Below are 14,102 nucleotides of genomic sequence, written 5' to 3'. Positions count from 1 at the left end.
GTCAAATCAGCAGTACTTGGTACAACTTTTGTAGCTTTGCCTAGATTCTTAGCTTCACCAACACCAATGGAAACCATATTGGCAGCATTAATAGAATCCACACCAGCAGCCGCATCTTCTACGCCCACACATTCGCTAACATCAACACCTAGTTGTTGAGCACCAGTAACGAAAATTTCAGGATCTGGTTTGCCCGCTTTTAATTTTGCGGGATCAACAATTTCATTAAAGTAGTCGGTAATTTGTAATTTATCTAAGATCACAGGTCCGTTTTGACTAGCAGAAGCTAAACCGATCAAGATATCCTTTGCTTTTAGTTCGTCTAGCAAGTTTTTGATCCCGGGTAACAGATCTGCTGGAGACATTTTTTCAATCAATGTTTTGTACAGATCATTTTTTTCAGTAGCTATAGCTGTTTTTTCTGCTTCTGCATAAGCATTTTGTTTGTTCCCTTTTTCTAAGATAAGGTTTAATGAGTCTGTCCGGCTAACACCTTTTAATTGTTCATTAAACTCTTCGTCGATGTCGATACCAATCTTAGTTCCTAATGCTTTCCATGCTTCATAGTGGTAAACAGCTGTATCTGTGATAACACCGTCTAAATCAAATAGTACTGCTTTCATACTTTATCTTCCTCTCTGTTTGTTAGTTAGTAGCTTTTTTGGGTGTTTTAGTTGTAGAAGTATAAACATCGTTCAATACGATTGATTCATCATAAACAGATAATTCCAATGCTTCGCCTTCAAGCAACACGATCGATACTTCTTCACTTGTTACAGAGATCTTCAGTAAACGTCCGCGGTAGTTGATATGGAAAGCATAATTTGTCCAGTTTTCTGGCAAATAAGGTCTAAACGATAACTGTCCGTTAACGGTCTGCATACCGGCAAATCCTTGAACAATCGTCAACCAACTGCCTGTCATAGATGTGATGTGCAATCCATCTTCTGTGTCATTATTGTAGTTGTCCAAATCTAAACGAGCCGTGCGAGCATAAAACTCTACTGCTTTGTCCATTTTACCGATATCAGCTGCTAAAATCGCATGAATACTTGGAGACAAACTAGATTCATGTACCGTCATCGGTTCGTAAAAATCAAAGTTGCGCTCGATCTCTTCCACAGTATACATTTCTTTAAAGAAGTAGATTCCTTGCAAAACATCTGCTTGTTTGATAAATGGCGAACGTAGAATTTTATCCCATGACCATTTTTGGTTCAATGGCAGATCAGCTGGATCCAATTCAGAAACTGGACGCAATTCTTTATCTAAGAATGTATCGTGTTGAACAAAAACTTGCTCTTCTTCATCATAAGGATAGTACATTTTCTCAATGATTTCTTGCCATTTTGTGGTCTCTTGATCTGTTACTTGTAAACACTCTTTTTTATCTGCTGACAACAGCAAAGATTCTAAAGTATACTTCAATGTCCAAACTGCTAACTTATTTGTATACCAGTTGTTATTGACATTATTTTCGTATTCATTCGGACCGGTCACACCATGCATCATATATTGGTCTTTTCTGCGGTTGTAATGTACGCGGTCTGCCCAGAAACGGCTGATGCCCACTAGAACATCCAATCCTTTTTCTTTTAGGTAGCTTTCGTCGCCTGTGTAGTTTGTATAGTTGTAAATGGCATAAGCCATCGCACCATTCCGGTGGATCTCTTCAAAAGTGATTTCCCATTCATTGTGGCATTCTACTCCTGTGAAAGTTACCATTGGATACAAAGCACCTTTCAAACCTTGCTGTCTTGCATTGTGTTCTGCTTGAGGCAATTGATTGTGACGATACGTCAATAGGTTTTCTGTTACTTTTGGGTCCGCTAAAGCTAAGTACAACGGTACAGCATAAGCTTCGGTATCCCAATAGGTTGCTCCACCATATTTTTCACCCGTAAAGCCTTTAGGTCCAATGTTCAAACGAGTATCCTCGCCATAATAAGTAGAGAACAATTGGAATAAGTTGAAACGGATACCTTGTTGAGCTGCAGGATCGCCGCCAATTTCAATATCCGCCTTTTTCCACCGTTTCAACCAAAGAGATTCATGGCGCATACGCAACTCTTCAAATGATAATTGATCAACTAGTTCACTGATTGTCTGGCTTCGCTTCTCCACATCTGTTTTGCTGTAATCACGTGAAGTCGTTAATACGATACGTTTTTCAATGACTGCTTTTTCTCCAGCTGCTAAGATTCCAGCATATGTTTCCGCAACTGTCATCTCAGACACTTTATCAGATATTTTCTCAACGTTTGTAACGTGGTTCGACATAACAGCGCTTACTGTAAATTGATCAATCCCAAAATCATTTGGTTTTGTTTCAATCACTAAACAATTCGTTCCTTGAGAAACTGAAAGCCAGAATTGTTCATCATAATTTGAATCTTCATTAGTCACATTCCCATCAAGAGTCGGGATCAATTCTACTTTCACTTCATCTGATAGACTAGTAACTTCCATTTTGATGGCACACAGTTCTTTTTGATCCAAGCTGACAAATCGCTCTACAACAACTTGCACTTCTTTACCGACTTTTTCTACAATGTAACTTCTTCTCAAGATTCCGTGCTGCATGTCCAATTCCATTTCAAAATCAGATACTTTATCTGTATACAAATCAACTTTTTCTCCATCGATCAATAGATCTAATTGAATAAAGTTCATCGTGTTGATTACTTTACCAAAATATTCTGGATAACCGTTTTTCCACCAACCGACACGTGTTTTGTCTGGATACCAAACGCCTCCAATATAACTACCTTGATGGTGATCTCCTGAATAAGTTTCTTCAAAGTTACCACGCATCCCCATATAACCATTTCCAATACTGGTTAAACTTTCTTGTAATCGGCGCTCCTCTTTGTTCAAATCAGTTGTTTTAACTTTCCATTCATCTATTTCAAATAATCGTGTATGTGACACTTTTTTTCCTCCTGACGCAGGGATTGCGTAAAAATATCTTAGTGCAATTCCTGCTTTCTTTATTGGCTAACGCAAGTTTAAACGCAAACGATTGCATTGTCAATTTGAAATGGTTTATTTCTCTGTCTCCAAGAGATCAATAGTAAAAAAAAGCTTGATATAAAGGACTTTCAAAAAAATGTTACCGATAACAATTTTTCGAACACTAAAAACGCTTGCATTTTTTTAAAGTGAGTCGTATATTTAAAGCAATCGTTTGCATAAACGAATTTAGATTCATAAGGAGGATTTAAAAATGAAAAAACTTTTTTCATTTGATTTTTGGCAGAAACTAGGTAAAGCGTTAATGGTCGTTGTGGCTGTTATGCCTGCTGCCGGGTTGATGATTAGTATTGGAAAAATGATTGCCATGTTCAGTGGAGATATCTCTCTTGTCTTAACCATTGGTAGCGTTATGGAAAATTTAGGTTGGGCTATTATTAATAACCTACATATTTTGTTTGCAGTAGCTATTGGAGGTTCATGGGCTAAAGAACGTGCCGGTGGAGCTTTTGCTGCTATTTTAGCATTTATTTTAATCAATATGACTTCAGGTGCTATCTTCGGAGTAACTTCTGATATGTTACTAACTGAAGGCGCTACAACAAGTACGTTATTCGGACAAGTGATTCCAGTAAATGGTTACTTCACTTCTGTTCTAGGCGCACCTGCTTTGAATATGGGTGTGTTCGTCGGAATTATTTCTGGATTTGTGGGAGCGGTTATTTTCAACAAGTATTATAACTACCGCAAATTACCGGAAGCCCTTTCTTTCTTTAATGGAAAGCGTTTTGTACCTTTCGTAGTTATTTTATGGTCTGTAATTATTTCAGTAGGATTGGCTCTTGTATGGCCGGTCATTCAAACAGGAATCAACAACTTTGGGCAATGGATCGCAACTTCTAGCGAAACTGCACCCGTATTCGCACCATTTATTTACGGAACATTAGAACGTCTATTGCTTCCATTTGGTTTACACCATATGTTGACGATTCCAATAAACTATACTGCTCTTGGTGGTACTTATACTGTCTTAACAGGCTCTGGTGCTGGTGGACAAGTATTCGGACAAGATCCATTGTGGTTAGCTTGGGTCAGCGACTTAGTGAACTTGAAAAACGCTGGCGATACTGCTGCTTACAATGAATTATTGACTGCTATTACTCCTGCTCGTTTCAAAGTTGGACAGATGATCGGTGCAGCTGGTACATTACTGGGGATTGCCTTTGCGATGTATCGTCGTACTGATAAAGACAAACGTTCAAAATACAAATCAATGTTTCTATCTGCTGGTCTAGCTGTTTTCTTAACAGGTGTTACTGAACCTCTTGAATTTATGTTTATGTTTGCTGCTCCTGCTTTATATGGAATGTATGCTATTCTTCAAGGGGTTTCATTTGCTCTGGCAGATATTATTGCCTTACGTGTTCACTCGTTCGGTACCCTTGAATTCTTGACACGTATTCCGATGTCTATCAATGCCGGATTAGTCTGGGATGTCGTTAACTTTGTGATATCATGTGTAATATTCTTCTTCTTGGCTTACTTTGTTTCTTACTGGATGATTGGCAAATTTAAAATCGCTACTCCCGGTCGTTTAGGTAACTACATCGAAGAAAGTACTACTGAATCAGGTTCTGCAACTGAAGGATCTAGTGCTGTGACAACAGGTTCTGAAGATGTACAAATCACTGGAATCATTGAAGCTTTAGGTGGAAAAGACAATATCACTGAAGTTGATGCTTGTATGACACGTTTGCGTGTAACGGTTAAAGATCCTGATGCAGTTAAAGACGAATCCGATTGGAAAAAATTGGGCGCTTTAGGATTAGTAAAAAAAGGAACTGGTATCCAAGCTATTTACGGACCAAAAGCTGATGTCTTAAAATCAGATATCATTGATGTATTAGGAGTGTAATCTTTGAAATTTTTAACGTTAAACACACACAGTTGGATGGAAAATGACCCTTTAAAAAAACTGGAAGACTTATGCAATGCGATTATCCGTCATTCATTTGACGTGATCGCATTGCAAGAAGTCAATCAGTTGATAACAGCTCCTATAATACACCAAGCGTTATTGGCTGATTTTTCTTCTACCAACAACGAACACCCTATCAAAGAAGATAACTTTGCTTTCTTATTGCAAAAAAAACTTCAAGAAAAAGGTTTAAAGTACTATTGGACGTGGGAACCTTCTCATATGGGTTATGACCATTTTGATGAAGGTCTGGCCATTTTAAGTTTGAAACCGATCCAAGAAGTTCGCTCTTTCTTTGCCTCAAAAAACAAGGCTTATGATGACTATAAAAGTCGGAAAGTTATTGGAATCAAATCAGCAGGTCAGTGGTTCTTTAACTTACATTTGGGTTGGTGGCAAGATGGGCATGATCCTTTTCCAGGTCAATGGGAAAAATGTACGGCACTTTTCGATACTTTAAAAGGACCAATTTTTTTACTGGGTGATTTTAATAATCCAGCTCATATCAGACACGAAGGTTATGAACTAGTCACACAAAAGTGGTTCGATACCTATCATTTGGCAGAACAAAAAGACAACGGTTTTACAGTTGCAGAAGCTATCGATGGATGGGCAGAAAATCAAAGCGGGTTAAGGATCGATTATATTTTTGCCAATCAACCGGTAAAAACAACTTCTTCTCAAGTGATTTTTAATAACATCAATGAACCAATCGTTTCTGATCATTTTGGCGTTGTCGTCGAAATAGCGTCACAGACTAAAAAAAGTTTCCATAAGGATTCTTATTGCGAAACTTAAGACTAAATTTCCAGCCTTAAATAGCTATAAAAAAAATGACTCAATATTCGAGTACTCCTCGATTTTGAGTCATTTTTTTAATTTTTTTTGTGTAGAAGTAACTTATTTTATTTGGATAATTTTCTGAACAAAAAAGAATGCATTAGCGAATCTTTTTTATGATGGAACGGATACGATTTCTCCCGTATCCAATAAACATAGATACGTTTCAGTAACTCTTTTATCTAAAATAGATTCTAATGCAGATCGGTATAAATTCATTTGACCTTTATACTTCTCTAACATTTTTTCACCTGATTGTGATCCATAATGACTAACTCTATCAGTTTTGTAGTCAAATAAAACAATGTGATCCTCTAACTCGATATAGCCGTCAATAATTCCGTGAATCAATATTTTATCTTCAGCGTCGCCATTCATATCTGTAAACAGTTTTTCAGCTTCCAATAAGAGTGAGAATGGTTCTTCACGATGAACATCTTTTGAAAAATCAATGATCATTTTCCCTAGCGGTGTTGCAAAAAACTCCACTACTTGTTCAACATTGACTTTTGAAGCCACGTCTTCTTTTAAGACGCCATTTTTGATCAACGAGACAATCAGAGTTTCAAGTGTTTCTTTGGTAGGAGCCGTGCTTAAATCAATAGCTTGCATTACGGAATGCGTTGCCGTTCCTATTTCTGCATTTGAAGGAGCAGTCAATTCAGCCATAAACAGTGGTCGATCTAATGTTTCTTCAACATACCGGTTTCGATTTCTCGGTTGATTGATATCGATTTTAACCATTTGATCGCTGTCCGGCTCTTCAAATAGCCGTTTGATCTCTGAAACCGATTGGTAACTTGTTGTATGAGAAGCCCCTTCATGCTCGTAAATGTAATTCATCAATTCTAACGCTTTTTGAACAGTGCGTTGCTTAGGTTCAGTCTCAGAGATTTTTTCTTGCAGCTGATCCAACTTCTCTAACCAGTTTTCATCCGTGCCAGTGTCTTTTGAAATCAATTGTTCTTGAATCGCACTTTCATCATAAAAATGGATACTAAAATGGGCAGTGTGATTGGTAATGGCTCCATTTCTGGCACTAACAGAGATCTCCTCATTTTGACTTGAAGGATGACGAACAAGGGATAACCCGATCCACTTCATTAAACTACTCGCGGTAAACCGAATATCGGCTGGCAAAACGGTTGGATTATGGGAACTAACGACACCCCATTCTTTCCATGCTGCCGCTTCATCTTTATACGAACCCACTAAAAATAACTTTTCTTCTGCACGTGTCAGAGCTACATACAATTTTCGCATTTCTTCAGATAACAATTTCGTTTTTTTCTCCACTTTTAAAGCGATTTCCGGTAAAGACGGGTATCGAATGCGACGATCTAAATCTTTAAAGTCAGTACCCACACCGTATTGTTCGTTAAAAATATAACTTTTTTTGATGTCTTGCAAATTAAATTTTTTCGTTAGATCTAATACAAAGACAACTGGGAACTCTAATCCTTTACTTGCATGGATCGTCATCACTCGAACAGCATTTTCATCTTCAGATATTGCTGTAGGCTCTGCCAGATCTTTGTCTTTTTCTTGCATTTTTTCAATAAATCGCACAAATTGAAACAACCCTTTAAAACTTGTTTTTTCATAACTGGCTGCACGTTCATATAAAGCATGCAAATTAGCTTTGCGTTGTTTACCCGAACTCATTCCTCCAACATAGTCTAAAAAACCTGTATCGTCATAAATCGTCCATATTAACGCAACTAAATGGTCTCGTCGAGCAATTTCACGCCATTTATTCAAGCGTGTTAAAAATACTTCGATTTTTCCATATAAATGCGATATAAAACGACTAGCTTTTTCTATGCCTGGGTAAGATTGATAGAATGTTTTTAAGGCGTCAAAGTAATCTCCCGTTTTTTGGCTAATCCTAATTGAGGCTAATTCATTCTCATCTAATCCTACAAGTGGCGAACGCAACACTGCGGCCAACGGGATATCTTGATAAGGATTGTCAATAACTTTCAGTAAAGACATCATGATTGTGATCTCAGTTGTTTGAAAGTAATTCTGAGTGTCGTTTACTTGAAGTGGAATAGCCAATCGTTTGAACATTTCCATTAACACCAAGTTATTCTTTTTAGTCGGGGTCAACAAAACAATGTCTCGATAATTGATTGGCCGCGTTGTTTTAGCCCGTTTATCATAAATCGGAAATTGCGTTTGGATCAACTCTTGGATTTTTTGACCGACCATCAATAGCTCACCTTCCGTTTTATCTTCAATCCGCATATCCCAATTAACCGATTCCGTTTCTTCTTCCTCGTCATCGGTGTCATTGGTGCCTTTTTCATAGATCAACAGTTCTGGTTGGTGTTTTTGCAATTCTGGAAAACCCGTAAAGCCTTGCACGAGTCGAGCCGCCTCATCGTAATCCATTTGTCCGACTGCTTTATCCATTAATTGTTCAAAGACTAAATTAGTGAATTGTAGTACTTCACCCCTTGAACGGAAGTTTTCAGCTAGTATAATCCGTTCACCTGATTGGTGATGCTCATACTGTTCATATTTTTTTAAAAATAATCCTGGATCAGCTAAACGAAACGAATAAATAGATTGTTTAACGTCCCCTACCATGAACAAGTTTCCTTGATCTGATTGGTCATGTGCTAACCAACGCAAAATATTTTCTTGGAGTTGATTGATGTCTTGGTATTCATCAACCATTACTTCTTTAAATTTGTCTCGGTAATGCATTGATGCTTCAGTTGGAACCCATTCTTCATCTTTGATCTGAGCCAGAATTTGGAGAGTCAAATGTTCTAAATCATTAAAATCTAATAGGTTCCGCTCATCCTTGCGCTGGCGAAAAGCCTCAGTGAAAAGTTGGGTCACTCGTGCCATTTCTTCAACCAAGGGAGCTGCACTTAACATTAAGTCGATTTGTTCTTGAGGGGAGGCAGAAAAATAATCATTATTTAGTTCTTTAAAACGAGCTTTATACTGATCTCGTAACCCTTTCATTTCCTCAGCTGTTTCTTTTATTGCTTCATCGGTCCCTTTTTTAATTGCCTTCCATCGAGCAAATTCAAAGTTTTTACAACAATTATACGCTGCTTGATAATTGTGTTCGTTGATATACGTTTGAATTTCTTGCAACGCGATCCATTCACTGCGAACCAAATCAGTTTGGTTTTTTAGCTCTTCAGTACCTTCACCTAGTTGAGTAGCAACTTGAGAAAGCTCGACCAAACTGTCTAATACCGATAAAATCTGTGGTTTTAACAGTTCTTTAAATAAAACTCCAGTCGTTAAATCATTCTCTTCTACTTGGTATAAATAGGATAATTGTTCTAACCACACAGCAGGTCTAGGGTTGGCTCTTGAAAATTCATACAATGAGAAAATCAAGTCCGTTAGACCCGCATCGCTACGGTCGTTGGAGTACGAAGCTGTCAAATCTTTAAAAAGGGTATCTTCTTCTCCGTATAACTCTTCTCTTACTTCTTCCCAGACAATTTCTTTAAGTAAAAGGATCTCTGTTTCATCCGTCAATAGTCTAAAAATGGGATCTAAATTGATCAAATAATAATAACGACGGATGACTTGAAGACAAAAAGCATGCAATGTACTGATTGACGCTTGGTGGATCAAGGTTACCTGTCGAGTAAGGTGTCTTTTTAACTCCATGTCGCTTTCAGATGTGACTGCTTCTTGGATCGCAACTTGGATCCGAGCCTTCATTTCTTTCGCGGCTGCTTCTGTATAAGTCACGATCAACATCTCATCAACATTGGTACCGGATTTTATTTTTTCAATCACACGTTGGACAAGAACCGTTGTTTTACCTGAACCCGCCGAAGCAGATACAAGTATATTATGGCCTTCTTCATAGATAGCCTGCCATTGTCCATCGGTAAAATGACTGTTTTCGGGTTTTAGTGGAAGTGGGTTCATCATTCTTCATCTTCCTCCTCTTCTTGCATTTTTTTAAGAATGTCTTCTCTTTTTAACGATTCCATCCGGCGATAATTGTTTTCAGGCAGCATCGCATCAAATTGTGAAACTGCACGTAATGGTCCATTAACGGTAGGAATAAATTGCCGTTTCTCATAAAAAGGATTTAATGTATTTACTCCTTCGACAATTTTATTGCCGGCATCAACAATCAATTTTTGATTGTGTTGGCGTAACGCAGTCATTTCATCTAGCGTAACAAATTTGTTCGATTTTAAAGCTTCACTTTTCAATTGATTAAAAGGATATACAAGTGAAGCTTTTGTCGGTTCGATCGTTGGATCTAATGACAAGAGCATGTCTTCATCTTCAAGCAACAATCCATCCATTTTATAGGATTTTAACAACTCGTTGATATACGCATCTTCATCTAAAAATGTTCCTTTTTTCATAAACGGATTGGATACATGCAAATAAAATGCGCCTGCAGGTTTCGCTTCGTGTCCAATCAATCCAACAGCATTTTGAAGAGCCGTATCCAAGTACGTGATCATTTGCATGGCTAATCCATAATAAGCATCTTGGTAATTGAATTTATGCGCGCTGGATTTGTAATCCACTACACTTAGGTAATAGTCATCACCTAAGTTCATAGCATCCACTCGATCGATTTTCCCACGTAAATGTAGGGTTCCACCATTGTTAAGTGGAAAAGATAATCCTTCAATTCCGGTTTGATTCGCAACTTGGCCGAATAAAACTTCTGTTTGAACATTTTTCATATTTGTCCGTCTACTTTGATTGCCGATGACCCAAACCATTTTTTTAATCGTTTGTCCTAATTGGTCACGAATATACTTCATACGATTTGATGCATTTAAAATGGAGAATTTTGGTTTCCCATAAAGTTCTGTCAACACTTCTGATGTCAGTTGTTCCAGCATGTCTTCCGTTAATTGATCAAAGCTGAGATTCTTTTGGATGATCTGTTTAAACAAGTGATCCAACGCATCATGGAAGAATTCTCCCGTACCGGCTGGAGACAGCTCAAAAATATCTCGTTCTTGTAATTTCAAACCATACGTCAAGAAATGGCCATAATGGTCTGCATAAAAAGCTTCTAAACGAGAAACAGATAAATACAGATCTTTGCCATACAAATCTGTTGCAATGGTACTTTTCAAGGGTACTGGTAGGTTTTTTTTAACCAAACTAACAAGTAAATGGTTAAAGTCACGAGCCACTTGTTTATCTCGTTTAAAGAAAGTATATAGATTTTGCCAAAATAAACTTAATTGGCCTTTTTGGTCTTGCTCTTTGCGCAAAATCATCAACAGCTGACTGATCGTTGTTTTTTTCGTTCCAACAAAATCCAATAATTCTTTATCGGATGGATTTTCTAGTGATGTAACATCCATCAATTTAGCTTGGATCGGAAGGTGAAACGCTTTTGCTATCCTGTCAACATAAGGCGATAATTTCGGACCATTCTTTGTTTCATCGCTGGTCGGGTAGCTAAAAATCAATTTCTCAGAAGAATCTAAAAAGGCTTGGTAAGCAATAAATGGTTCAGAAGCCATAACTGCTTCAACAGTTGGTTTTAAATATTTTGTATCATCTAAGAATTGTGAAAAGAAATCACGGTCTTCTTCCGTTAAAATACTTTTATTTTCTGTTTTAGCCGGCAAGTGGGCATCGGTTACTCCCAGCATAAAGGTGACTTTTGCTGTTCCGATACGTGTTCCTTCAATACCTGAAAAAGTTACTTGATCAATACTTGGTGGAACCATGCTATAAGTTGCATTATCAAATCCAGTCATTAAAATCGCATAGAAACTATCCAAGTTGAACGGTTCATCTCCCAACACTTCTACATATTCATCTAAAAGCTGCAAAAAAGTTTGCCATGTTTGTTCGTGTTTGCGAGCTTCTTCAAGGTCATTGTCTTCAATCGCTTGATCTCTCCAAAAGCCTATTTGATCTTTAACTCCAATGGTTTCCATAAATACATACAGTTCTTTTGCAGCATCTTTACTGGTTTGCGCTTTTTCTAATCGGTTGAAGAAAGGAACCAACAGTCCTGCCAGATCCGTTTTAATGGAATTGGCAATCTGTTCAATCCGCTGGTCATTGTCCGATTGAAACTCAGCATCTTCATAAAAGTAGCGAGTGTAGTGCCAAGGTTCTGATTTGGTCCATTGGTACCCCTCATAACCATAAGACAATAACACATTTTCCGTTACATCCACTCGTTCTCTAAACTGTCGTGCACGTTGCACATGCTGATTCACCCGTTGTGCGCGTTCTTTTGAAAGAGCTTCTTCCCCTTCTCTTTTGGGAATCACTAACTCCGTTCTAAGAAGTCGCATCACATCTGCATACCGCCAATTGCGTTTATAAATACTGACTAAAGCATCTATCACTTCAATAAGCGGATGCTGATTCATCAATTCTGCACTATCAACGAATAACTCAATAGCGTGACTGCTAAATAACGGCTCTATAATGGCTAAATAATCATCCATATTACGAGTCAAAACTAAGATATCCTTATAACGATAATCACCGGTGGCAACCAATTTACGAATTTCTTTGGCCACATGTGTAATCTCTGCTTGTTTATTCTCTGCAGCCCATATCTCGATGCAGTTGCCCATTGCGTCAAGGTCGTCTAAGCGCTCATTGTTTGTTGGAGTCAGTTGACTAGTCTCTACCCAAAATTCTTCCAATTGATTTAATTCTCCACAATAAGCCTCATCTATCTCTTGGATCAGTTTGTCTTTGTAAACCGGAACATTATTTTGGCGTGCCAGTTGATACAATTTATAATAGGTTGCGCCGGATATCTGAAACAAGTTATGCATTTCCGGTTTTTCTACGGCATATGCTTTATCTGAAGTCAGCGCGATAGTCACTTTTTTAGCAGCTTTCATTAGCGCCAAAATAAGTGCTTGTTCTTGAGCAGTAAATTGATAGTAACTTTCAATGTAAAACGTGCTTTGTGACAAATCCAACTCTTCTACTTTTTGGATCAGCGCTGACACGATATCTTCAGATTCGATATATTTATTTAATAAAGCTGCATCAAAAGCTTGATAAATTAAGGATAAATCTTGTAATTTTAATTTAAAATCCGCTTCTTTAGGTGAAGTACCTAAACTAAACATCATATGATCCAAATCTGCTTGTGCGATCCGCCCGCTGCGTAATTCTAAAAATAGATCTGTCATTTGCTGAACAAATCCATCTTTGCGGACTTCACCACGGTAGATGGTCAACTCTTCTTCATGTTCGATCAATAATTTACGGATCAGCATCGATAATCCTGTTGTGGTTAATTGTGGCTTAGCGTAAATATCTGTATCCTTTAACCAGTACCACGCTAATCGCGTAAAACTAAATACTTGTAAATGCATCATGCCCATAATCGGCTTCTTTTCAAAATAAGGGTAGTGACTAAGTTTTTCTAAAACCGTCATTTCAGCCTGGAATTTAATATGGTCCGGGACTAAATAAAAAATAGACTCTTCTGTTTGTTTAGTCAGACTTTCTGCTATCTCATCCAACAGTACCGAACGTTTATCACGATTCGCACGGCCTAATACAAATTGCAATCCCATCGTATTTCGCACATCCTCTCATTCAACTTCTCTGTCTCTCATTTTAACATACGCAAAAAAATAACGAGAGAAGAAACTTAACCTAACCCAACATTCATTTTTTACTTTTTCATGGACGAGTGAGTGTTATTTTTTCTTCACTTGTTCGTGAAACCACTTTTGACGGAAGAGTGACGCTCAGTTAGTCTGTCACTCTTCCGTGTAGAGTCGTTTCATGGAAGAGTGACACCTATTTTGAGCTCCACTCTTCCATGAACAAACATTTTGTCGTCGAATTTGCTAACCGAAGAGCCTCTAGTTTAATTTCCTAGACAAAAAAAGGCTGAGACAATTGTCCCAACCCACTATCCATTAACGGTTAACATACACCAACAAGAAAACAGCAAAGGCAACTCCTAGAGTATAGACCGCCTTAAACGATCGTTTCATCGTTTTATGTCGAAATGCTTTCATACTTATCAAGCCACCAAAGCCGCCGCCAATGAGACCTAAAAGTAACAATGTCTTTTCAGGGATTCTCCATTGTCTTTTTACAGCTTTTTGTTTATCTACATACATCAGCACAAACAAAAGGCTGTTGCAAATAAGAAGATAACTCATTACAAAAATCATTCTTAAACTCCTTTTAAAACATTCAAATGTGCGATTTCTACGATTACAGCAGTCGCTTTTTCCATGCTTTCCACTGCTACAAATTCATAGCGGCCGTGGAAGTTTTCTCCACCGGCAAAAATATTTGGTGTCGGAAGACCCATGAATGAAATCTTAGACCCATC

General features: G+C 37.8%; 7 protein-coding genes and 1 pseudogene. 2 read left to right on the top strand and 6 right to left on the bottom strand.

Annotated features, from left to right (window positions below; genetic code table 11):
- Window positions 1-623: beta-phosphoglucomutase (gene pgmB, locus ABS911_RS11710; protein WP_350467737.1), on the bottom strand; the 623-nt coding region annotated here is incomplete at its 3' end.
- Window positions 624-645: 22 nt separating this feature from the next.
- Window positions 646-2,931 (bottom strand): maltose phosphorylase MdxK, encoded by a 2,286-nt coding sequence (gene mdxK / locus ABS911_RS11705; protein ID WP_350467736.1) that lies wholly within the window; start codon window positions 2,929-2,931, stop codon window positions 646-648.
- 295 nt (window positions 2,932-3,226) lie between these two features.
- On the opposite strand from mdxK, the gene ABS911_RS11700 reads away from it, so the two are divergent.
- Together ABS911_RS11700 and ABS911_RS11695 are read left to right on the top strand one after the other, a co-directional pair.
- Complete coding sequence (locus ABS911_RS11700) at window positions 3,227-4,888, top strand: PTS transporter subunit IIBC (protein ID WP_350467735.1); 1,662 nt, start codon at window positions 3,227-3,229, stop codon at window positions 4,886-4,888.
- Between the two features lie 3 nt (window positions 4,889-4,891).
- Complete coding sequence (locus ABS911_RS11695; RefSeq protein WP_350467734.1) at window positions 4,892-5,749, top strand: endonuclease/exonuclease/phosphatase family protein; 858 nt, start codon at window positions 4,892-4,894, stop codon at window positions 5,747-5,749.
- A 156-nt stretch (window positions 5,750-5,905) separates the two neighbouring features.
- On the opposite strand, the gene addA is transcribed toward ABS911_RS11695, so the two are convergent.
- From addA to ABS911_RS11675, 4 genes and pseudogenes are all read right to left on the bottom strand, one after another.
- Entirely contained in the window at window positions 5,906-9,709 is a 3,804-nt protein-coding gene (addA, locus tag ABS911_RS11690) for a helicase-exonuclease AddAB subunit AddA (RefSeq protein ID WP_350467733.1), read from the bottom strand.
- Window positions 9,706-13,326 carry a PD-(D/E)XK nuclease family protein gene (locus tag ABS911_RS11685; RefSeq protein WP_350467732.1) on the bottom strand — a complete coding sequence of 1,207 codons (3,621 nt, stop codon included), beginning with the start codon at window positions 13,324-13,326 and terminating at the stop codon, window positions 9,706-9,708. Before ABS911_RS11685 ends, addA begins: the two co-directional genes overlap by 4 nt.
- A gap of 351 nt (window positions 13,327-13,677) precedes the next feature.
- Window positions 13,678-13,938 carry a DUF1294 domain-containing protein gene (locus ABS911_RS11680; RefSeq protein ID WP_350467731.1) on the bottom strand — a complete coding sequence of 87 codons (261 nt, stop codon included), beginning with the start codon at window positions 13,936-13,938 and terminating at the stop codon, window positions 13,678-13,680.
- Between the two features lie 2 nt (window positions 13,939-13,940).
- Window positions 13,941-14,102: pseudogene (locus tag ABS911_RS11675) on the bottom strand (peptidase T); the annotation flags it as partial.

It is taken from the genome of Carnobacterium sp., from assembly GCF_040274425.1.
The sequence above is the reverse complement of the archived record's forward strand: the minus strand, read 5'-3'. Positions and strand labels throughout refer to the sequence as shown.